The sequence below is a fragment of the Parapedobacter sp. ISTM3 genome (genome assembly GCF_016533505.1).
Taxonomy (GTDB): Bacteria; Bacteroidota; Bacteroidia; order Sphingobacteriales; family Sphingobacteriaceae; genus Parapedobacter; species Parapedobacter luteus.
This window is the reverse complement of sequence record NZ_JAENGN010000001.1, coordinates 145,899-167,754: the sequence shown is the minus strand read 5'-3', so window position 1 is coordinate 167,754 and position 21,856 is coordinate 145,899. Positions and strand designations below refer to the sequence as shown.

25 protein-coding genes are annotated in these 21,856 nt (G+C 51.3%); 11 read left to right on the top strand and 14 right to left on the bottom strand.

All coding sequences use genetic code 11. The annotated features are described in order from the left end of the window. Nucleotides 1-50: 50 nt before the first annotated feature. The 9 genes from JHJ32_RS00805 to JHJ32_RS00765 all read right to left on the bottom strand — a co-directional run bounded on the left by JHJ32_RS00805 (nt 51) and on the right by JHJ32_RS00765 (nt 10,179). The gene (locus JHJ32_RS00805; protein WP_079717315.1) at nt 51-395 is read right to left on the bottom strand and encodes a PadR family transcriptional regulator; all 345 of its coding nucleotides are present in this window, start codon (nt 393-395) and stop codon (nt 51-53) included. Between the two features lie 192 nt (nt 396-587). After that, entirely contained in the window at nt 588-2,138 is a 1,551-nt protein-coding gene (locus JHJ32_RS00800) for a RagB/SusD family nutrient uptake outer membrane protein (protein ID WP_200119214.1), read from the bottom strand. A gap of 14 nt (nt 2,139-2,152) precedes the next feature. After that, the gene (locus JHJ32_RS00795; protein WP_079717317.1) at nt 2,153-5,164 is read right to left on the bottom strand and encodes a SusC/RagA family TonB-linked outer membrane protein; all 3,012 of its coding nucleotides are present in this window, start codon (nt 5,162-5,164) and stop codon (nt 2,153-2,155) included. A gap of 154 nt (nt 5,165-5,318) precedes the next feature. Continuing rightward, nucleotides 5,319-5,510: a hypothetical protein gene (locus tag JHJ32_RS00790; RefSeq protein ID WP_079717318.1), complete on the bottom strand. Its 192-nt coding sequence runs from the start codon at nt 5,508-5,510 to the stop codon at nt 5,319-5,321. Between the two features lie 16 nt (nt 5,511-5,526). Next, the gene (locus JHJ32_RS00785) at nt 5,527-6,000 is read right to left on the bottom strand and encodes a gliding motility lipoprotein GldH (RefSeq protein WP_079717319.1); all 474 of its coding nucleotides are present in this window, start codon (nt 5,998-6,000) and stop codon (nt 5,527-5,529) included. Nucleotides 6,001-6,006: 6 nt separating this feature from the next. Beyond that, complete coding sequence (locus JHJ32_RS00780) at nt 6,007-7,299, bottom strand: regulatory iron-sulfur-containing complex subunit RicT (RefSeq protein ID WP_233632420.1); 1,293 nt, start codon at nt 7,297-7,299, stop codon at nt 6,007-6,009. A 64-nt stretch (nt 7,300-7,363) separates the two neighbouring features. Beyond that, nucleotides 7,364-8,527, bottom strand: coding sequence for a hypothetical protein (locus JHJ32_RS00775; protein ID WP_079717321.1), 1,164 nt, complete (start codon nt 8,525-8,527; stop codon nt 7,364-7,366). A gap of 23 nt (nt 8,528-8,550) precedes the next feature. Continuing rightward, a complete protein-coding gene (gene map / locus JHJ32_RS00770; RefSeq protein WP_079717322.1) occupies nt 8,551-9,315 on the bottom strand; it encodes a type I methionyl aminopeptidase in 765 nt (254 codons plus the stop codon). A 75-nt stretch (nt 9,316-9,390) separates the two neighbouring features. Beyond that, nucleotides 9,391-10,179 (bottom strand): PhzF family phenazine biosynthesis protein, encoded by a 789-nt coding sequence (locus tag JHJ32_RS00765; protein WP_200119206.1) that lies wholly within the window; start codon nt 10,177-10,179, stop codon nt 9,391-9,393. Nucleotides 10,180-10,466: 287 nt separating this feature from the next. Between JHJ32_RS00765 and JHJ32_RS00760 the strand changes: the two genes are divergently transcribed. The 3 genes from JHJ32_RS00760 (at nt 10,467) to JHJ32_RS00750 (ending at nt 12,810) form a co-directional block, all read left to right on the top strand. Next, nucleotides 10,467-10,808 (top strand): single-stranded DNA-binding protein, encoded by a 342-nt coding sequence (locus tag JHJ32_RS00760; protein ID WP_079717324.1) that lies wholly within the window; start codon nt 10,467-10,469, stop codon nt 10,806-10,808. A gap of 196 nt (nt 10,809-11,004) precedes the next feature. Continuing rightward, on the top strand, nt 11,005-12,084 hold the full coding sequence (gene gcvT, locus JHJ32_RS00755; RefSeq protein ID WP_200119704.1) for a glycine cleavage system aminomethyltransferase GcvT: 1,080 nt from the start codon (nt 11,005-11,007) through the stop codon (nt 12,082-12,084). A 3-nt stretch (nt 12,085-12,087) separates the two neighbouring features. After that, the gene (locus JHJ32_RS00750) at nt 12,088-12,810 is read left to right on the top strand and encodes a 2-phosphosulfolactate phosphatase (RefSeq protein ID WP_200119205.1); all 723 of its coding nucleotides are present in this window, start codon (nt 12,088-12,090) and stop codon (nt 12,808-12,810) included. A 15-nt stretch (nt 12,811-12,825) separates the two neighbouring features. Here JHJ32_RS00750 and JHJ32_RS00745 read toward each other — a convergent pair whose 3' ends face one another. Next, nucleotides 12,826-13,014 carry a DUF6358 family protein gene (locus JHJ32_RS00745; protein ID WP_079717327.1) on the bottom strand — a complete coding sequence of 63 codons (189 nt, stop codon included), beginning with the start codon at nt 13,012-13,014 and terminating at the stop codon, nt 12,826-12,828. Nucleotides 13,015-13,031: 17 nt separating this feature from the next. Then, a complete protein-coding gene (locus tag JHJ32_RS00740) occupies nt 13,032-13,346 on the bottom strand; it encodes a rhodanese-like domain-containing protein (protein ID WP_079717328.1) in 315 nt (104 codons plus the stop codon). An 82-nt stretch (nt 13,347-13,428) separates the two neighbouring features. On the opposite strand from JHJ32_RS00740, the gene JHJ32_RS00735 reads away from it, so the two are divergent. Further along, the gene (locus tag JHJ32_RS00735) at nt 13,429-14,733 is read left to right on the top strand and encodes a M20/M25/M40 family metallo-hydrolase (RefSeq protein ID WP_079717329.1); all 1,305 of its coding nucleotides are present in this window, start codon (nt 13,429-13,431) and stop codon (nt 14,731-14,733) included. 26 nt (nt 14,734-14,759) lie between these two features. Here the strand turns inward: JHJ32_RS00735 and JHJ32_RS00730 are convergent, their stop codons facing one another. Continuing rightward, nucleotides 14,760-14,951: a hypothetical protein gene (locus JHJ32_RS00730; protein ID WP_079717330.1), complete on the bottom strand. Its 192-nt coding sequence runs from the start codon at nt 14,949-14,951 to the stop codon at nt 14,760-14,762. A 163-nt stretch (nt 14,952-15,114) separates the two neighbouring features. On the opposite strand from JHJ32_RS00730, the gene JHJ32_RS00725 reads away from it, so the two are divergent. Both JHJ32_RS00725 and JHJ32_RS00720 read left to right on the top strand, forming a co-directional pair. After that, nucleotides 15,115-15,330, top strand: coding sequence for a hypothetical protein (locus JHJ32_RS00725; protein ID WP_079717331.1), 216 nt, complete (start codon nt 15,115-15,117; stop codon nt 15,328-15,330). A 28-nt stretch (nt 15,331-15,358) separates the two neighbouring features. Beyond that, nucleotides 15,359-15,643 (top strand): hypothetical protein, encoded by a 285-nt coding sequence (locus tag JHJ32_RS00720; protein WP_200119204.1) that lies wholly within the window; start codon nt 15,359-15,361, stop codon nt 15,641-15,643. 14 nt (nt 15,644-15,657) lie between these two features. On the opposite strand, the gene JHJ32_RS00715 is transcribed toward JHJ32_RS00720, so the two are convergent. Together JHJ32_RS00715 and JHJ32_RS00710 are read right to left on the bottom strand one after the other, a co-directional pair. Continuing rightward, the gene (locus JHJ32_RS00715) at nt 15,658-16,347 is read right to left on the bottom strand and encodes a DUF421 domain-containing protein (RefSeq protein WP_079717333.1); all 690 of its coding nucleotides are present in this window, start codon (nt 16,345-16,347) and stop codon (nt 15,658-15,660) included. A 10-nt stretch (nt 16,348-16,357) separates the two neighbouring features. Further along, entirely contained in the window at nt 16,358-17,050 is a 693-nt protein-coding gene (locus tag JHJ32_RS00710) for a DUF421 domain-containing protein (RefSeq protein WP_233632418.1), read from the bottom strand. 318 nt (nt 17,051-17,368) lie between these two features. On the opposite strand from JHJ32_RS00710, the gene treZ reads away from it, so the two are divergent. Genes treZ through JHJ32_RS00685 form a run of 5 tightly spaced genes read left to right on the top strand, consistent with a single transcriptional unit; the run spans nt 17,369 to nt 21,778 of the window. Beyond that, nucleotides 17,369-19,195: a malto-oligosyltrehalose trehalohydrolase gene (gene treZ, locus JHJ32_RS00705; RefSeq protein ID WP_079717495.1), complete on the top strand. Its 1,827-nt coding sequence runs from the start codon at nt 17,369-17,371 to the stop codon at nt 19,193-19,195. A gap of 12 nt (nt 19,196-19,207) precedes the next feature. Then, nucleotides 19,208-19,387: a hypothetical protein gene (locus JHJ32_RS00700; protein ID WP_079717335.1), complete on the top strand. Its 180-nt coding sequence runs from the start codon at nt 19,208-19,210 to the stop codon at nt 19,385-19,387. A gap of 14 nt (nt 19,388-19,401) precedes the next feature. Next, nucleotides 19,402-21,033: an alpha-amylase family glycosyl hydrolase gene (locus JHJ32_RS00695; RefSeq protein WP_079717336.1), complete on the top strand. Its 1,632-nt coding sequence runs from the start codon at nt 19,402-19,404 to the stop codon at nt 21,031-21,033. A 10-nt stretch (nt 21,034-21,043) separates the two neighbouring features. Then, on the top strand, nt 21,044-21,376 hold the full coding sequence (locus JHJ32_RS00690) for a four-helix bundle copper-binding protein (protein WP_139378681.1): 333 nt from the start codon (nt 21,044-21,046) through the stop codon (nt 21,374-21,376). A gap of 12 nt (nt 21,377-21,388) precedes the next feature. Beyond that, nucleotides 21,389-21,778, top strand: coding sequence for a hypothetical protein (locus JHJ32_RS00685; protein ID WP_079717338.1), 390 nt, complete (start codon nt 21,389-21,391; stop codon nt 21,776-21,778). The last annotated feature ends 78 nt before the right edge of the window (nt 21,779-21,856 follow it).

Below are 21,856 nucleotides of genomic sequence, written 5' to 3'. Positions count from 1 at the left end.
TCGTTTACTGTCTGATGTCTGTTACCTGTTTATTTGATGATGTTTCCTTCCTACTTTCCTTCACCCTGCCGACCTTCCATGGATGTCTGCACGGCAAAGACCAGCTCTTCCCAAGTGCTGTCTAATTTTCCAAGCACCTCTAGCCCCGCTGGCGTAATTTGGTAATATTTACGGGGTGGGCCCGATGTCGATTCTTTCCAACTGTAGCTCAGTAAGCCGTTATTTTTAAGCCGCGTCAGCAAAGGATATAAAGTACCCTCTACCACCAGCAGTCTTGCTTTTTTGAGCTCGCCGATGATGTCTGAGGCATATATCTCGCCTCGCGAGATAATGGAAAGGATACAGTATTCCAGTATCCCTTTCCTCATTTGGGTCTGCGTGTTATCTACTATCATAATACAAAGATATATGTTTTGGTTTGTACTATGCAATACATAGTAGTATATAAAAAATCAAAACCCTGATTATCAGCAACAAAATTTTGCAAATCCTCAGCAATCATAAAAAAAACGCCCCGAAAACATTCGGGGCGGTTACATGTCCGGATAAGTTATTCTCGTTCGTTTAGCCTTTATTCTTTGCTGCTATCAATATCCAGGATTCTGTTGCAGATTTGGATTGACCGCTATCTGTTGGCTTGGGATGGGGTATACCAAACGATGTGGTTCCGAAGCAGTCGTCCGTACCTGCCCCGGTTCCAAGAACTTACCAAAGCGGATCAAATCCTGCCTCCGCCAGCCCTCCCAATAAAGCTCCCGGCCGCGCTCATCAATTAAATCATCCAGCGAAAGCGTGGCAAAAGGTGCTGCACCACGATTGGTCCGTATCGTATTCACCAAGGCAAGTGCCTCGGCGGGGGTACCTGTACCACCGCGAAGTATCGCTTCTGCTTGCATCAACAGCACGTCGGCATACCGGAAGACCACCCAGTCGTTATTGCGCTGTCCCGAAAGCACACTGTAGTCAAATGCATACTTCATGACGCGGATGCCTGCGGTTTCCAGGGTAGCTCCAGATGTGCGGATGGTTACTTCCCGTGTAAACGACAGCGGTTGGCTGGAAGGATTCCTGGCGTTCAACGGGCGGCCGGTACTCATGTTGTATTGTTGGCCGATGAAAAAACCTACATTCCGCCGCCGATCCGGGTTACTCATTGTGTCTGCCGGATATTCGTAGTAAATCCCCAGCCGCTCATCACCTTCATCATATAAATCATAAAAATCCGAAAGGGTACACCAACCGTTCCAGCCACCGGGTACCATGTTGTAGTGGGCCACCGTATTCCACGTCCGATCGACGGCCCCGCCCCGTACTCCGTTTTCGTTGTACAATGTAAAGATGTTTTCTGTGGATACGGCATGGTTATTTGGCGCAAAATTATCGAAGTACCTGCCAGGAACAGAGACGGTATAGCTGTTGCTGGCCGTAATCTGATTAGCCAATTCGATCACCTGATTCATATCGGCCGCCTCGAAAGTTGGGTTTTCCCTGTTCAGGAATACGCCCTTATTCAGGTATAACTTCATTAACAACGTCCTCGCCGCATTCTGGTTGGCTACATACGCTGCACTTGAGCTGGGGAGGTCTCCCATGATCGCATTCAGCTCGCTTGCAATAAAATCGATGGCCTCCTGCGTTTGCAATGTCGTAGGATTTGTCCGAAAATCATCCAAATCTTCCCGGTAAGGCACCACACCCCAGAGGTTCAGCACATCAAACATGCTCAGTGCCCGGATAAACCGCGCCTCGGCGGCTTGCTGTGCCGTCGGGTTGTTGCGTAATACGTTGGAGGCCTGAAACTGTGCTGTTAACAAGTTAACGAATGTATTGTTCATGTACGCGTTATCGGCGTTCCATGTATGGAGGTGGATAGCCCGATGCATCCCATTGTCATCCCAGTCGCCACCACGAGTAGGCGCGATGGCCGCATCGGTAGATATTTCCTCCAACACCCAACGTTGTTCCTGTTGGTAAGGCGTATTCAAGGCCAGATAGGCTCCGATCAATAAATCCGAGGTATTCACGTCTGTCCCACCTTGCTCCAACTCACTTCGAAGCTGTTCGTCCAAGTCGGTACAGGAAAGTGACAGTCCCGCAATGACCAATAAAATGGTACGATATAATTTAATTGTGTTCATGATTCCAAGTTTTGCTACAATGAGAAATTAACACCTAAAAGAAACGTTCTGGCAGGCGGGTAAGGGAGATACTCAATACCCAACGAAGGCACTCCATTGGTTGTACCGTCGGTATTCACTTCAGGATCGAATCCGTTGTAACCGGTGAGTACAAACAAGTTCTGCCCCGTGAGCGATACATTCAGATTTCTGATGGTGTTGCCGATGTTGCCCACGTTATAGCTCAACGTCATATTCGACATTTTCAGAAAATCTCCTTTTTCCAGATACCGGCTGGAAGGTGCCGCCGAATTGGAGGTCGATTCTCCCGCCTGCATATCAAAGAAACGGCGGCCAATATTCCGGTTAGACAGGTTATTCACGCCCAACACCGTGGCCATGGTATTGTTGAACAGGTAGTGGCCAAACGCACCATGCATGTTGACATTGAGACTAAACCGTTTATAGCTAACGTCGGTGGAGATTCCCAGTAAATACTTAGGATTGGGACTTCCCAAATAAAACTTGTTTAGTGCAGGATCCACATCCGTGCCCACCGTCCCATCGAGGCCTCTATATATGCTGGTTCCGGTTGCGGGATCAATGCCTTCAAACTGCGCTAGATACCACACGTTGAGCGGCTGCCCACTCACCATCCGTTGTCCCAGTACACCGGAAAATCCCTGTCCCCGAAGGGCTGCGGTTTCATAATAACCAAGTAGGCCGTCCACCCGGTTCTCCAGATAAGTCGCGTTCACGCCCAGATTCCAATTCCAGTTCTCGCGTTGGACAACATTGCCCATTAGTGCCAATTCCACACCCTCATTAATGATCTCTCCATCCAAGTTGACCCATATCCGGCCGCTGGGAGCTGGTTGGGCGAGGGTTTGTTCAAACAGGGCATCCGTGGTTGCCTTGCGGAAATAGTCGATTGAGCCGGAAAGCCTGTTTTGGAACAATCCAAAATCAATGCCGGCATTGATGGTAGCCGAACTCTCCCATCGTAAATCCGGGTTACCGTAATTGGCTTGTGCAATACTCTGAGCACTGAACACATAACGATCCCGCGAAGCGCCCGATGGAAACTCCTGATTACCCGTCTGACCCCATCCCAAACGTAGCTTCAAGTTGCTGAAAAGTCTATTCCCCTCCATGAATGCTTCGTTGGAGATGTTCCATGCGAACGCGAGGGAAGGAAAGTTGGCGTATCTATTGTTCTCGCCAAATTTCGTAGAGCCGTCTCGCCGAATCGTCCCGGTAAACAAGTAACGATCCTGGTAGTTGAAAGTTGCCCTTGCGAAGTACGATTGAAGTTCATTGGTCGGACTCCTGAAGGAGTTGGCATTTCTATTATTGGCAATGGAATACTGTAAATAGTCAAAATAGTCGAGCCCTTCCAAATCAGAGAAGCCACTGCCGCTCACTGAATTCCACCGGGTATCAAAACTCAAATATTCATAGCCCACCACGGCATTAAGGCTCAAGTCGTTTGTAATTTCCTTATCAAACGACAGCGTATGCGTGAGCTGGTGATTGGTTTCGGTGTCGTTTCCGATAAAAGCAGAGCCGTTGTTCACATCGGTTGGATTGATCATTCCGGCAATAAACCGCCCCGTGCGTCGCCCAGCTTGGTGGGTGAGGCTGTACATGAGTTTATACTCTAATTCATCGGTAATCTTGAAGGACGGAGCGATGCTGGCCAAAATAGTATTTACCTTGGTAATATCTTTATATGCGGTCAACGTTGTGAGCGGATTTCTCAAATCGGGCGACTGAAACGCCAATTCGCCGTTGCTATCCCGCAAGGGCAATGTCGGGTTCCATTGGAGCGCTTGGGAGATCACGTTGCCTGTAAAGCCCACATCCACATCCAAGGGTGCATTATTTTCATCCGTCTGCGCCGCCAAAATATTAAAATCCAGCCGTAACTTCTTACTCTCCAAAAACCGGAAGTTTCCACTCACGTTGGCAGTGTACTTTCTCAATCTATCGGTCTCTATGATTCCATTTTGATCCAAGTAGCCGAGCGAAATCCGATACCGGCCATCCTCATTACCGCCCGAGATGTCCATCGAATAGTTCTGCGTAACTGCGGATCGGATGATAGCATCGAATGCATTTTCATTGCCGCCGAAATCTGAGGTATTATCTGGCGTATAGAATTGTAAAGCCTGCCTGAACTCGTCAGCATTCAGCACCTCCGGCTTTCTCAGTACGTTGGATATACCGGTCGACGCGAGCACGTTCAGCGTAGGTGAGCCGGCTTGGCCACGCTTGGTGGTAATGAGTACCACGCCGTTTGCACCACGCGAGCCGTATATCGCTGTAGCAGACGCATCTTTCAAAATATCCATGCTTGCGATATCATTGGGATTAAGGTAATTAAGTGGATTGCCTCCGTCAGAGCTATATCCCCCCTGTCCCCCTGGACGCGCAGAGGTACCAGATAAGGGAATCCCATCCACCACAAACAATGGGTTGTTCCCTGCACGGATGGACGAGTTCCCCCGAATCCGCACGGTGGTGGAGCCACCAGGCTTACCAGTATTGTTGATGACCATCACACCTGCCGTCCGGCCTTGCATTAACTGGTCGGGGGCAACGATCACCCCCTTGTTAAAATCCTTGGGCTGCAACGACGCGACCGAACCGGTGACATCCTGCTTTCTGGCGGTGCCGTAGCCAATGACTACCACTTCATCCAGGCTTTCGCCACTGGATACCAGGTTGAAATCAACCAGTTGCTCCGCGCTTGACACCGTCACACTGCGCTCCATGCTTTGGTAGCCAATAAATGACACAGACAGGGTGTATGTCCCGTAAGGGACGTTCGTAAACGAATAAAGTCCTTCGGCGTTGGTACCCGCCTGCCTGTCCAGCTCTTTGATCACCACAGAGGCTCCCGCTAGCGGCTGTTGGCTTTCGTCTACTACTTTTCCTTGGATGCCTCCTGCTTGGGCATACCCAAGAATTGGACACAACAACGCCAGCCACAGCAGGGCAATGCCGACGCTTGATTGTCGATTAGTTAATGGAAATGTGCTCATAATTTATTGCGTGTTTTGTTTAATTAATTGGCTAAGCATAGCGGTTCATTATAACCGGACAGGGCTATTAAACGCGCACCGCGTTATATAGCTGACACAACAACAAATGATAAGAATTATTGTTTTCGGGTTAGGTGATTTTTTTTGTAGCCGGTTAACCCTGCTTCCTAAGCAAGTACTTCCGGTAGCGATGCAGCACGAAGAGGGCAAGCCCCACGGCTACTGCACCGGTGGTAAGCGGATGTCCCTGCGGCAGCACGAGCAGGCAAATGATACAGAACACGACGACAAAAAGATATACGTAGCTAAAATAAGGGTGGGTGATGATTTGTTGTAATTTCTTCATGGCTCGTACAATACAACTAGTTTACCGGAGTTATCCGAATGCCTACATCGGCGACCTCGCGAAGCGGATTTTCACGCATGTTCTGCTCGATGACAAACACATAATTGCCCGTATCCGGAAATCGTACAGCTTCCTTGATTAGCTGTTGGTGGGCGTACAAGCTTCCGCCGCCACGACCCAGCCAACGGCCGTCCGGTTCGGCAAGGCGCAATTCAAAGCGTTCGGTTGTATCGCTTCCATCGGGGTGATGTTGGTGCAGGAGCACGAAAATATTGGAATACTTATAATCCGGCGTATGCCGGAGATTGAGATAGATGTTATAGTGCTTGCCGGCATCCGTAATATGCGCCGTCAGGCGGGGCTGATCATCGTAATGCCATGCGCGATCAGTAATGGGCACGTTTTGGTCCAACACCGCCGTATCCGTGCAGGAAGCGGCAAATATCATCATGCCCAATAATCCGTACCGTGCAGTCAAAAGGTAGCGCATCTGTCGTTAGCTGGCTTGTCCATTGGGTTGCTGCCCCCCTGCTTTTCCTTTCCGGTTACCCCGAAAGCGTCTTTTCGGTTTAGCAGGCTTTCCGTCTTGCGTTTGATTTTCAGGCGTTTTAGACGTAGCTGCCTGCTTCTTCGCCGGTTCCTTCCGGCTTTCGGGTTTGTTCCGGCTTTCAGGCTTATCCTGTTTTGGCTGTTCTTGCCCCGGCTTCGGTTTCTTCCCTTCTGGCTTACGTTTATTCTTTGCCTGCTTACGCTTTTTCTTGTTCCGCTCATCCAGTCGCGTCAGGCTATCCTGCCCCACTACATTTTCGTAGTCATAATTGACCACCTTCTCCGCCACGGCCTCGATGACAACGGCTCCGATATCTTCCGGTTTTATTCCCTCTTTGTTCAGGTGGTGGATTTCCTTTACCCTATCGGTTGTTAGTGGAATCCAGTTTTCTTCGCCGGGGTAGCTAAACCACATCAGTTTCTTGAAAATATCGGTCTTCTGGAGGAAAGCCACACCTTTCTGGGTCTCTATCCGTTCGATGTTGTTGGGAATATCCTTCAACGCGTCCATGTAGCTGTCCAGCTCGTAGTTGAGGCAGCATTTCAGTTTCCCGCATTGCCCCGCGAGTTTCAGCGTGTTGAGCGACAGGTTTTGATAGCGGGCGGCCGACGTGGATACCGTCTTGAAGTCGGTAAGCCACGTAGAGCAGCAGAGTTCCCTACCGCAGGATCCGATACCTCCCAGCCTGCTGGCCTCCTGGCGCATACCGATTTGGCGCATCTCAATCCGGATACGGAATGCCTCGGCCATGCGCTTGATCAGCTCACGGAAGTCCACCCTGCCGTCCGCGGTATAATAAAAAGTAGCTTTTGACTTATCGCCCTGGTAATCGACATCGCTGATTTTCATGGACAGTCCCAGGTCGAGCGCCAGCTTACGCGCCCGGTGCATGGTTTCCCATTCGAGGTCCTTGGCAGCCTGCCATTTCTTGATGTCGGCGTCGGTCACTTTCCGGTACACCTTTTTCGTCACGCTGGCTGGGTCTACGTTGTTTTTCTTCAATTGCAGCCTGACCAACTCTCCCGTCATGGACACATGGCCAATGTCATATCCCCCGGTATTGGGCTCTACGGCCACCATTTCGCCCATCTCGAGGTAAAGGTTTTCGTGGTTAACGTAAAAGTCTTTCCGAGACCCCTTAAACCGCACCTCCACGATATTGAAAGGTTTATAATTTGTTGGCATGTCCATGTCGGCCAGCCAATCGTATACATCCAATTTATTGCATCCGCTCGTCATGCAGGCGCCGTTGTTTTGACATCCTGCCGGTGTACTTCCACACCCTCCGCCGGATGAGCAACTGCTACATCCCATAGTTATCGCTATATGTTGAGTCCGCCAGCTGGCGGAACGTTTGATATTTATATATTAAAACCAGTTGCAAAGATAAATCTAAAAATAATATTTTCGGATTCGCGTTGCGTTCGACATGATAGTACGCCTCCTCAAACAGGCTGATAGCCCGTTCGATCTGCGTCAGCTGGTAATGCTTGCTAAACTTCTGTGCAAAATCCCATTCGGCACCGGGCAGGTGGACCAATCGAGTCATCCCTTCCTTCAGCAACACCACCTGCCGCATCATATTGATGGCGTAAAGTAAGAAACTTTTTTGGTTTTCACGTCCCATTTTCGATAATTCTTCATCACAGGTTTTGATCAGCGCAGCCCCGGCGTCTGTCACACAGTAGCGTAGCCAGCGGATCATCAAATCAAAATGCCCGTTTGTATCGTCGCCCAGCAGGTTGAGCGCCTGTTGCACACTGCCATTGCTGATGAACGCGATTTCGTCGGCCTGCTGCTTGTTTAACTGCCGGCTATTCATCAGGTAGCTGCTGATCTCCGCATCGGCAAGGCGGTTTATCTTCACCAATTGCGTGCGGGAGATGATGGTGTTCAATATTTTTTCCTGCTGTTCGGCCACCAGTAGGAACAGTGTCTTTGCCGGCGGCTCCTCGATGAGTTTCAGCAAGGCATTGCCCTGCGTATCGAGGTATTCGGGCAGCCACATGATGAGCACCTTATATTCGGCCTCATAAGCTTTCAAGCTTAGTTTTTTGATGATATGATGGGCCTCGGCAATATTGATATTGGCCTGTTTATTTTCGGCATCAAGCTGACTGCGCCAATGGTCAAGGCCAAGGTATGGATTATTCAAAAAGGCCTTCCGCCACGCGTCCGCGTACGTTGCTGCCGTATCTTCCTTGTGTTTGGCAAAGAAGGGATAAGAAAAATGCAGGTCGGGATGGATAAGCTTATTGTACTTGCGGCAAGAGGCACATTCGCCGCAGCTGTCATCAGGCTGTTTGTTGTCACAATTGAGGTACTGCGCATAAGCCACGGCCAAGGCTAAGCTTCCACTGCCCTCCGGCCCAAGAAAAAGCTGTGCATGGCTGACACGGTTTTCTTTTACGGTGTTGATGAGGCTTCGTTTGATGACTGCCTGTCCGATAATCTCGTTGAATAGCATTCGGTATCTACGCTTTCCTCCTATCAGTTTCCAATTCCATTCATCGCTGTCAAGATAATCGGGGGGCCATCGGTCACCACAATAGTATGCTCGTGCTGAGCTACAAAACCACCTTTATCTCCCACCAAGGTCCATCCGTCGTCTGCCGTTACAGCGTGTGTAGAGCGGCTTGATATAAACGTTTCGATGGCCACGGTGGTGTTTTTCCTAAACCGGTTTCGATTAAACCGATCATAGTAGTTGGCTATCTCATGGGGTTCTTCATGTAACCCCCCGCCAACGCCGTGGCCTGTCAAATTTTTTATGACGGTATACCCCGACTTTTTCGCTTCGGTTTCAATCAACCGGCCAATATCAGCGATGCGCACCCCACCCCGGATATGGGCGATCGCCTTTTGCAAAATACGTTTTGAAGTATCTACCAACCGTTGATGCCCATGGCTATCCTGCCCCAAGACGAATGACCCGCCGTTGTCGGCCCAAAAGCCGTTGAGCATTGCCGAAACGTCTATATTTACCAGATCACCCTCTTGCATGATACGATGCTGGCCAGGTACCCCATGCGCTATTTCGCCGTTCAGGCTAATGCAGGTGCAACCCGGGAACCCGTAAGTCAAGGTCGGTGCCGGTTTTGCCCCCTGCGCTTCCAGGAGCCGCCGACCAAAATCGTCCAGCGCCTTGGTCGTCATACCGGGCTTTGCATAATCGCGCATCTCCCGTAGTGTTGTGGCGACCACCTCACTGACGTTTTTCATCCCAATCCATTCCGATTCACTCGTGATTGACATCGTTTTTATCCTTTTTGGTATTCAATAAATGAGCCCAACGGGGCCAAATTTTTCAAAGGTACTAAAAAGCAATGACTACACCACATGGATTTCGCCGACCAAATACCGCTTTGCCTGCCCGCTTATCTCCACCCTATCTCCTAAGTATCTGCATTGGAGCCATCCTCCACGGGCCGAAAGCTGCTTGGCTACCAACGTGTCTTTACGAAGCTTGTCTGCCCAATATGGGATTAAGGTCGTATGTGCAGAACCCGTCACCGGGTCTTCATCAACGCCCGATTGCGGGCCAAAAAAACGGGAGACAAAGTCGACCTCATTGCCTGCGGCCGTAATGATGACACCCCGGGCTGCCAACTGTGCGATCCGGCCCAAGTCCGGCTTAACCGACCGAACTTGGGCTTCGTTTTCGAATACCAGCATGTAATCGGTTTTTCCCCGGTAGGCGGCAAGGGGCACGATGTCAAAGCCTGCCGTCAATTCAGCGGTCAGCGCAGCTGGCTCCAGCACGTCGGTCGGAAAGTTCAGGGTAAGGTACTCGCCCTCACGCTTCACCGGGAGCGTTCCGCTGCGTGACGAGTGAAAACGAATGGTATCTCCGCCATAGCCTTCGTAGTTGAACAAGACGAAGGCTGACGCCAACGTCGCATGGCCGCAAAGGTCAACCTCCACGGTTGGGGTAAACCACCGGATTTCGTAGTCACCTCCCCGGCGTACATAGAAAGCCGTCTCTGCTAGATTATTTTCCATAGCAATTTGCTGCATGAGCGTATCGTCCAGCCAGGCATCCAATGGACATACCGCAGCGGGGTTGCCGGAAAATACGCGGTCGGTAAAGGCATCGATTTGATAAATTTTTAGGGTCATATGCTAAGCTAATGGAACAAACTTAGGTAAATTCGGTTTTATCTCCAATACACTCACCCTTCCGGATAATTATCATCCGGCTCATGCAAGCCACATCGCCATTCAGCAAACAGCTACCGGATGCAGCTTGATGATACCGTAATGTTAGCCGATTATAACCGTTTATAAACGGATATATCCGTTTATCATCCGACTAATTGCCTTTCGGTTGCCCATTTTTGCTCCGTCGATGGCACTGGAAGTCCATCGTTCGTTAATCGCTTGTTTCACTAATTTGTATTACTATCATGAACACGTTAAAAAACAGTGTACGCCTCACGGGATTTTTAGGTAGCAATCCCGAAGTCAAAACCTTCAGCAACAACAGAAGCTTGGCCCGCGTCTCCATTGCGACCAACGAGCGGCATCGCAACGGCCAGGGCGAGTGGGTATCGGACACGCAGTGGCACAACCTCGTTTTTTGGGGTAGGCAAGCAGTCTTCGCCGAGAAGAGCCTCACCAAGGGTTCTGAGATTGCCATCGAGGGCAAACTCGTCAACCGCCAGTACGTAGATAAGGAGGGGATCACGCGTTATGTCACTGAAGTCAATGTAAATGAAGTGCTGTTGCTCAGCCGCAAGCCCGAGTGAGGTCGTAGCGACAAGCCTGCCTGCGGTAAGCAGCTCTGCTTACTGCAGAGTGAACTCGCGCCAACGCGCCCGATGCCTGCACGCTTGCAGGCATTGAGGCACATTGGCCCGCGGCACGTGGTTCATCTTTCTTTTTGATTGGCAATTCGGGTAGGTTTCATTAGCTTTGCCCCGAAACAAATCGCTTGCATCCATGATTAAAAACACCGCCCTCACCGACGTACACGTAGCCCTGGGAGCCAAGATGGTCCCTTTCGCCGGTTTCAATATGCCTGTCCAGTATTCGGGCATCAATGACGAACATGAGACCGTCCGCAACGGCGTGGGCGTGTTTGACGTCAGTCACATGGGCGAATTCATCCTCAAAGGCGACCGTGCAATGGATCTGGTGCAAAAGATCAGTTCCAACGATGCATCCAAACTTTATGACGGAAAAGTACAATATGCTTATATTCCCAATGAGACCGGCGGCATCGTGGACGATTTTCTCGTTTACCGCATCGACGAGAAGACCTACTTCCTGGTCGTCAACGCCTCCAATATTCAAAAGGACTGGGACTGGATCGCTAAATACAATACGTATGGCGTGACAATGAAAAACATCTCGGATGAAACTTCTTTATTTGCCATACAGGGGCCAAAAGCCGCGGAGGCACTGGCCAGCCTTACGGATATTGATCTGGCCACCATGGAGTATTACACGTTCAAGAAAGGCACGTTTGCCGGCGTCGACAATGTCCTAGTGTCCGCTACGGGCTACACAGGGGCCGGCGGCTTCGAAGTCTATGTGGCTAATGAGCACGCTAAGGCCGTATGGGACGCCATTTTTGAGGCCGGTGCCGACTACGGCATCAAACCCATCGGGTTGGGGGCACGTGATACCCTACGGCTGGAGATGGGCTTTTGCCTTTACGGCAACGATATTGACGACACGACGTCGCCCTTGGAGGCCGGGTTGGGCTGGGTGACCAAGTTTACCAAGGATTTTGTCAATGCCGAGGGGCTAAAAAAGCAAAAAGAAGCTGGCCTAAAACATAAACTGATTGGGTTTGAGCTGATGGACCGCGGCATAGCCCGCCATGGCTACGGCATCGTGGATGCCAACGGCAACCCCATCGGGCGGATCACGTCAGGTACGCAGTCGCCCACGCTTAAAAAGTCCATCGGCTTGGGGTACGTTGCCATTGACCATGCCAAGGAAGGCAGCGACGTTTACATTGAGATACGAAACAACCGGGTGAAAGCCGTGGTTGTAAAACCTCCGTTTGTCAAATAACGCATGGCCCCTAAAAGCATCCGTGTTTGCCTGAGCCCGGCGTTATTGCCCTTTTATCCGCTTGATGACACCATTGCTGTCGTTATCGACATTTTCAGGGCTACCTCGTCGATATGCTACGGGCTGGCGAACGGTGCAAAAGCAATCATCCCCGTTGCCGAAGTTGAGGCATGCTTGGCCTATCGGGGAAATGGCCACCTGCTAGCAGCTGAGCGTGACGGCGAAGTGGTAACAGGCTTTGATTTCGGCAATTCACCCTTTTCCTACACTGCGGACAAGGTAGGCGGAAAGACAGTCGTACTGACCACCACAAACGGTACCCGTGCCATTCAGTGGAGCGCCGGCGCTACAGCTGTCGTTGCCGGATCATTCCTGAACATCAGCGCCTTGTCACGCTGGTTACAAAGCCAAAACCACCATGTACTCATGGTCTGCGCTGGATGGAAAAATCAGTTCAGCCTGGAGGATACGGTCTTTGCAGGCGCATTAGCCAACCGCCTTAACACCGGCGGCATTGAGCTGGACGATGCAGCACATGCCGCGGAAAGCCTGTACCTGGAGGCCAAGGACAATCTGAAGGCCTACCTGAGTAAAGCCTCGCACAGCAAACGCATGCAGCGGCTTAATATTGACGCAGACATCTCCTTCTGTTTGCAGCAGGATACCGTATCGGTAATTCCTATCATGAATGGGCACGAACTTGTCCGCCTAGCGGAAACTACCTAAGCGGCATACAGCCAATCACCTCTTGTTGGTCATTTGGCGTACCTGTTTTAGTAGCCGGTATTTCAAATAGACCAGCACACACACGATCACGACAGAGATGGCCAGCACCGGATACTGCTTGCTGTTATAAGCGGCCACGGCACTGAATATCATCAAGATCAGCCCAATATTCAGCAAGGTGTTATATAAAAAATGCCTTTTCATGGCGCTCCCGTAGCCGATTAATACACTTGCATATCGGGATCAAATGCGTCACGCCACGCCAGTATCCCACCCTGCAAGTTGTATAAGTTGTCAAATCCTTCCCTTTCGAGCAATAGGATAGCTTGCGCGCTCCGTTTGCCGCTACGGCAGTGAACCACCACCGGTTTATCACGGGCTATCTTATCTTTCTCGAGCACGACCTCCGCCAAGGGGATATTTTTGCCATTAAGGTTTGATGTTTCATATTCAAACTCCTCGCGCACATCTATCAACTGGAAGTCCTCATTCTTGTCTATTTTCTCCTTGAGCTCTTCGACCGTAATTTCTTTCATGTCTTATCAATATAAGGTTATCCTACAAAGCTAACAAGATAATCAGGAAAATGCATACATTTGGCTGTTCAAAATCGTCATTATGCGTAGGATAGTCACCCCTTTTGTCGTAGTTGCATGGCTTTTAGCCGGATGCGCCGTGCGCCAGCCGTTGGATCAGGTCGTAGATACGAAAGAAGTGGCCCGGATATTAAACACATTGGCAGCAGACGAGATGGAGGGCCGAGGTTCCTTTACGCCCGGCATTGAACGGGCCGCCCAGTTCATCGCCACGGAATTCAGAAAAATCGGGCTAGCGCCCTATGTCGGTGATGACTATCGCCAGACATTCCTGGTGACGCGGATCAGTCCGGCCACGTGGGAGGTCACCTTTGACGGCACAGAAATTCCACAGGAGCATATCATCATATCGAGCAACAGCCCGGGCATGAACTGGAATACCGAACCGGGGGTATCGCTTGTGCAGATCAAGGCGGGTGAGGACTTCGCCCAACGCTTCCGCGACGTATCTACGGGGGGCAAAGACGCCATCGTCGTGGTTGATCCCAGTTTTAGCCAATTGTTCGAGCGGTATAGGGGCATTTTAATGCGCGGCCGAATCAACCAGCAAGCGGCCGCTTCACCGACCCCTTCGGTCGTGTACGTACTGGCCGATCAGATCCCCCAGTCATTCCGTGTGAGTTTTACCAATACGATTGAAGAGCTGCCCCTATTTAACCTTGTGGGTGTGTTACCCGGCAAATCCAAGCCTGATGAGTATGTCATCTTTTCGGCCCATTATGATCATATCGGTATCATCCAGCCGGTGGGGCAAGACTCCATTGCCAACGGCGCGGATGACGATGCCTCCGGTGTATCGGCCGTCATCAGTTTGGCAAGCTATTACAAGAAACGCAATGACAATGCGCGCACGCTGCTGTTTGTAGCATTTACCGCCGAGGAGCTCGGTTTGGTGGGATCAAAGTACTTTTCGCAGCAGATCAATGCCGATAAGGTCGTGGCCATGATCAATATTGAGATGATTGGCAAAGATGCGCCTTTCGGACCCAACTCGCTATACGTGACAGGATACAGCCAGTCCAATTTGGCTGAACTCATGCAACAAAATGTCAAAGGAACGGATTTTACTTTCCATCCGGACCCATATCCTACCCAAAATCTTTTCTATCGCAGTGACAACGCGTCGTTGGCGGCATTAGGTGTACCTGCACATACCTTTTCAACGGTTCAGATTGATCAGGACCAATACTACCATACGGTAAACGATGAGGTGGAAACCCTAAATGTTGAAAATATCGCTTCTTCCATCAAGGCCATCGCCTTAGGGGCGAAGAGCATTGTCACGGGAGAAGCCACACCAAATAGGGTTCCCAAACTCGAACATTAATGGATTAGCTCACCATTCGATGGTGGCTACCAAATCATCCCATCGCAGGAAGGTTTGGTAATACCCGTATACCATTTCGGGATTAGGTCTTTGTGGTTCCTTTCCTGATTACGGTTTTGCTGCAGCCTGTCCGTTTTCCTCTCGCTTTTTTTTCTTTCGTTGTTCTTCGCTTGCTCCGCTGCCTCGAACGGATGTGCAACTTTTTCGTTTTCAATCATGGTAGTCATTCCTCTTTACCGGGCTAACAATGTTGCTTAACATTTTGTTTATAAAAATTCAATCTGTTTATCAGTTTTTTAAAACAATACGGTGCTTTAAAACAAAATAAAAACGCGGCTGTTGGTTTTAGTAATAAAAAATGTTAACAAAACGAGTATCGATATGGGAACTGATAGGCATGAAAACGACATCCGGCGGAAGGGCAGACCAGCAGGCCGGGGCAAAGGCGGCACCAACCTCAGGGATGCATTCGCGGTGACCAATCCCGAAGGCGAGCAGCAGGTGACGGACCGCTATTTGGAAGATGAGGAAACACCGGCGCAGAATGTCCGTGTCAAAAATCCCAACCGCAATCCGGACAAAGGCACACAAGATTAGCTATAACTAATATCACATTTCTTGAACCATGAGCACATCCAAGCAAACTCACGACCACGACGAGATAAAAAATTGGGCCGCCGAGCGCGGCGGAGTTCCGGCAAAAGTAAAAGGTACAGGCGGCAATTCAGACGACGAGGGCATCCTTCGTATTCATTTTCCTGAAAACAGCGAAAACCAGGATACCCTGAAAGAAATCCCCTGGGAGGACTTTTTCCAGGAATTTGATGAGGAAAACCTGGATTTCCTGTACCAGGAGACGAAAGCCGACGGCGAGGTCAGCACGTTCCATAAGTTTGTCAAACGGCAATAAGCGGGCTGTCGCGCTCACTTTACCGCGATAGACCATTCATTGGCCCGATGGCAGCTGGCGCAGGTAAGCGGCTGTTCCTTTTTGGCCACGACTTTTCCGCAGTGCCCACATGCTACCTGTTCGGAGTCCGTCTCCATGGTGGCCAGGAAATCTTTGTCCCAGCTGGGAATCACGGGCAACCCCGCAGTTGGCTCCGGATTGGGCTTCAGGCTGAAGGTGCCATTAGCTTCCAGAAATAGGCGACTTACCATCCCCAGATGCGTGATTTGCGAAGCCCGCAGTTGGGCAAAAAGCCTTCCTCTGGATAATCGGCTTTTCTTCATCCCTTCCAGGTTGAGTACACCATCGGTAATAAGCAATTCCACATTGCCCTGACTTATCCGTTCGAACCGCTGGTCGGTGGCCGCACGCGCGGCTATGACGCTCTGAAAAAGCATGACCACGAAAGCGATCACAAAAATTGGCAAGATGCCGCGACTGGGATCCTGCAGCGGCACACCGATAGCCGCTGCAAGCGACACCATCGCCGCCATTTCATTCCTGCCAATTTGCGAAGCCATTCGTTTTCCCATCAGGCGCATGGAACCCATTAGCACCAGGTAAATGATGGCTATTCGGAAGATCACCTCCACGTAAAAGATGCCCGGCACTTCCCCAAACAGTATCCGGGGCAGGTCTGACAGTTGAATATCTTGTTTTTCCATAGCGTGGTTTTTATCGAATCGCTGTTATCCATCGTATGCTTCCGCAGTTGGTGCAGCACGTCCCTTCTTCCGGCTTATGGTCGCCAAACAACGTCCCACACGTATCACACACATAACATTGTCCTTCTTCCACAGGCCGCGTATACACCTCTTCATCCATTTCGTACATCGTTGGCATCCCGGGCTGCGGCTTGTCAAACGTAAAGATGGAAAACAAGCCTGCCGCTTCCAGGTATACGCGCTTCACTTCCCCCAAGTTAAAGATCTGCTTGTTTCGCAGTGCCGCAAACAACTGCTGGCGCGAAATTTTGTTTGCTTTCATGGCCTCCATCTGTAAGACACCGTCTTTTACCAGCAAGCTTTCGCGGCCTTCTGCGAGCTGCTCCGCCCGCTTGCTATACAGCTGCCAGTAGTTGATGCCTTGGTGAAACAGCAGCGCACAAGATAGCACGAGCAACCCCAGCAGTACACCGCGGTCTGCCAGTTGCATGGGTACGGACACAATTGCCCCGAGTGTAATCATCACGGCCATTTCCGTAACAGACAGCTGACCGGTCATCCGTTTGCCCATCAAACGCAAGGCCAGCAGTAACGCACAGTACACAACAATGGTTCTCAGCAATACTTCCACCAGGAAGATAGCAGGAGCATCGCCAAGGAGGATACGCTCCCAATCGTTGATTTTAATGTCTTCCTTATCCATGCACCTTACCTGTAGTAGCCTCAGCTGTCCAACTTCAGGTTCCAACGGCATGCCAGATTTCCGCCCACTTGGTCTTCGCGCGCCGTACAACCGAAACTTTGCCAGAATCCTTACGAAAGGGAGCCGATCGTCGTCAAGTGCTGCTACTGCGCCGTCCGCGAAAGGAAAGGAAGTACAGTTGTCTTGACAAACACACCACAAAAATGGACAGTGGCTCGGACGACAAGCAGGTCATCCGGCATTCCTGCAACACCAGGGGCCACCTATTCCGATTAGGCATGAAAAATGATAAACACACCAACAGCAAACCGAGACATCATGCAACAACTGCCAATCATTACAACAGGAGCCCATCTTCGGCCCGACGGGACGTGCTTTTTCCGTGTGTGGGCACCATTAAAGCGAACCATGACCCTCCATATCGTTTCCCCGGTGGAAAAACGCATCGCCATGATCAAGAGCGCCGATGGTTATTACGAGGCAACCGTCGATGACTGTTCGCCCGCCACCCGCTATTACTACCAGCCCGACGGGGAAGGTGACTTTCCAGATCCGGCCTCCCACTTCCAGCCGGAAGGTGTTCATGGCCCTTCCGCGGTGGTCGATCACGGTGCCTTCCGGTGGTCGGATCAGGCATGGGAAAATCCAGCGCTCAGCGAGTTGGTTTTGTATGAGCTTCACGTGGGCACGTTTACCGAAGCCGGGACGTTTGATGCCATCATCCCCCGCCTGGAAGATCTCGTCGCCACCGGCATCAATGCGATTGAAATCATGCCCGTAGCCCAGTTTCCCGGCACACGCAACTGGGGATACGACGGGGTGTTTCCTTACGCTGTGCAGGCATCCTACGGTGGCCCCGATGGGCTGAAGCGACTGGTGGATGCCTGCCATCGCCATGACATCGCCGTCATTCTCGACGTCGTGTACAACCACTTGGGTCCGGAGGGCAATTATTTCAATGCGTTTGGACCGTATTTTACCGATGCTTACCAAACACCTTGGGGGTCAGCCTTGAATTTTGATGGCCCCTGGTCAGATGGTGTACGCGATTATTTCGCGGCCAACGCACTCCATTGGTTTCATCATTTTCACATCGACGGTCTGCGGTTGGACGCCATTCACGCCATCATTGATACGGGGGCCATACATGTGCTGCAATACATCAATGAAGTGGTCGAGTGCTATACGCAGCACGCGCAAAAACCGGTGCATATGATCGCCGAGAGCGACCTCAACGCCCCCCGGGTCATCCAAAACGCCAAAACCAACGGTTATGGGTTCGACGCCCAATGGCTCGACGACTTCCACCACGCTTTGTTCGTCTTGCTCTATCCGGAGGGCAAGGAACGGTATGAAGATTTTGGCACCGTGCACCAGCTGGCCAAAGCTTATACTGAAGGTTTTGTGCACAGCGGCGAGTACGTCAAGGCTCGGCAACGGAAATACGGCGCTTCATCAGCAGGCATCCCCGGGTTCAAGTTCATCTCCTTTATCCAAAACCACGATCAAGTGGGCAACCACAAAAACGGTGAGCGCTTATCGGTGTTGCTTACAGACGCCCAATTGCGTGTTGCCGCGGCGGCCACGCTCTTATCGCCCTACGTCCCCATGCTATTTATGGGCGAAGAGTACGGTGAAGACAACCCTTTTCTCTACTTTACCAGCCATAGCGACCCCGAGCTGGTAAAGCTGGTCCGAGAGGGCCGAAAGCGTGAGTTCGCACACTTTCTTGGCGACGAAGAACCGCCCGATCCGCAGGCAGAGGATACCTTCCGGGCATGCATACTCGATTGGTCTAAGCGCACATGGGGCAACTACCGGCTGCTGTTGACGTGGTATAAGCGGCTCATCCATCTTCGTCGCACGCACAAGGCCCTGCAAAACTTCAACAAAGCCGGCACTCGAGTTGACGTCCTCAGCGAGCGCGCCTGGAGTATGATCAGGCAGGACGAAGCCGGGCAATCAACGCTGGTGGCACTGTTTAATCTCGGGGATCAACCGCTCCCCTATACGCTTCCACCAAACACAACGTGGATATGTTTGTTAGACTCCACGGTGGCAGACCTGCAACACGGCGCTGCCGCAAGCCCGGATGCGCTTGCCCTACCACCGGTAAGTGTACTGGTATTTGCTTCAACAACATAAAACGATAACGCGATGAAAACACTAATTTTAGCAACGATCTGTTTGGCCTTACTTTCATGCACGCACACACCGCCACGCGGGGACGACCCCGTGCGCCGGGACAGTGTCGGCGATTCCATTCACCCCCTGGATACCAGCGTAAACCGTCTGGATCCGGATTCGGTCACCGATACGCCTGAGGTAAGGTTCTAGTAAACACAGCGCTCATGACTTCATTGACAACCCATTCGCCTTGGTGGAAAACCGGTGTCATTTATCAAATCTATCCGCGCTCGTTCTACGATGCGAATGGAGATGGCATTGGTGATTTGCAAGGGATTATGCATCGGTTGGATTACATCCAATGGTTAGGTGTACGCGCCATTTGGATATCTCCGTTTTATCCTTCACCCATGGCCGATTTTGGATACGATATCGCCAACTATACGGATATCGATCCGCTGTTTGGCACAATGGACGATTTCGAGCAGCTTCTGCAGGGAGCACACCAACGCGGCCTGAAGGTTATTTTGGATTTTGTGCCCAACCACACTTCAGACCTCCATCCCTGGTTTGTCGAATCAAAGAGCTCAAAAGCGTCCGCCAAACGCGATTGGTATATCTGGCAAGACGGCAAGCCCGACGGCGGTGAGCCCAACAACTGGAAAAGCGTATTCGGCGGCAGCGCTTGGGAGTGGGATGCCCATACGCGGCAATACTACTACCACGGGTTTCTCAAAGAACAGCCGGATCTCAATTGGCGTAATGAAGCTGTGCAGGAAGCCATGTATGATGTCATGCGTTTTTGGCTGGATAAAGGTGTCGACGGTTTCCGTGTCGATGTGATGTGGCACCTTATCAAAGACGCCCAGTTGCGCGACAACCCGGTGAATCCGGATTATACCGAAAGCCAGCCCACTTACGATCAACTGCTGCCCGTTTACTCGACCGACCAACCTGAGGTGCACGCGATTGTTGCCCGTATGCGGGAAGTGACTGACGCGTATGACGAGCGTGTCCTCATCGGCGAGGTGTATCTGCCCATACAGCAGCTCATGACGTACTATGGTGCGCAAAATGACGGGGCACATATGCCGTTCAATTTCCTGCTGGTGCGGTTGCCCTGGCAAGCTCAGGAGATTGCCGCAGCGATAGACCAATACGAAGGCGCGCTGCCCGCTAATGGATGGCCCAACTGGGTTTTGGGCAATCATGACAATCCACGCATCGTCAGCCGCGTGGGCGAATCCCAAGCACGGGTAGCGGCCATGCTGCTGCTCACCCTGCGAGGCACACCCACCTTATATTACGGCGATGAAATAGGCATGCGTGATGTAGCCATTCCGGCCGAAGAAATGCAAGACCCGCAAGGACTTAATATGCCCGAGAAAGATTTAAGCCGCGACCCCTGCCGCACGCCTATGCAATGGTCTGGCGAGGCACATGCCGGGTTTTCCACGGCCAAGCCGTGGCTTCGGGTAGACAAGCGCTATCGCCGTGTCAATGTGGAGCGGCAACGTGACGACCCTTTCTCCATGCTTTCCTTGCACCGCAAGCTCATCGAATTGCGAAATTCGGAACCGGCATTGAACCAGGGAAGTTACACGCCGCTGTTTTCCAACGATCAGGTAATAGTTTACCGGCGTGATTCACCGGATGGCGACAGCTTTCTGGTGGTCTTGAACCTGACGTCGCGCCCTTGCCGATACCGGCAAAGCCAGCAACCCTACCTCCACGGACAGGTGGTCGTCGCAACATCGCCGGAGATGGAAGACACGATAATTAGCGAAAACATTTACCTCAATGGAGATGAAGGCATTGTCGTACGGCTGGAGCACCGCGACGACGCCACCACTTAACTTGTAAATCATGGACGAACGCTATCACGCCGTATTGGAAAAACTTTGGCACTGTGCACTGAGTAGTGAAAAATGTGCGGCCGCTTGCTTGGCTTCCGAGCGCGTCGGTGCGTTGGCTACTTGCATTCGCTTAAGCCAGGATTGTGCCGACACGTGTATGCTATTGGTGCGCTCGATAAAGCGGAAATCGGTACTCGTACCGTCTTTACTTGCCGTTTGCGACTTTGTTTGCAAGCTTTGCGCCGAGGAATGTGACAAGCAGGAAGAAGACTATTGCCAGCAATGTGCCGCGGCATGTTTGCTATGCAGCGAGGCATGCCGCCAATTCATCAATGACCACTAAAACACACCCATCATGCGATTCATTAGTAGACCCGTACACGCCGTACTTGATTACCTTTCTGGCATCGCCATGCTGGCCAGCCCCTGGCTCTTTGGTTTTGCCGCCATACCAGCCGCCCGAAATATCATGATGGCTTTGGGCTTTATGGTGATTGTCATGTCGTTATTCACCAACTACGAAGGTGGAGTTTCCAAAAAAATAGCCATGTCTACCCACCTGTGGGGCGACCTCTTTACGGGTATCTTTTTGGTTGCTTCGCCTTGGTTATTTTACTTTTATGAAGACACCTACATGCCGCATGTAGCGTTCGGTCTGTTGTCTATCGTTGCCAGCCTCCTGACTGTTAATTCATCGCAGATGAAACGGCACATCCCCGTTGATTTCGTTTATAGGCGCTCTTAACGGCTAGCGCCAGCCCTGGCCCTGCGCAATGCACCGCACCAGCGTAGTCAGGCTATAAATCAGCAAGCATTGATTCAG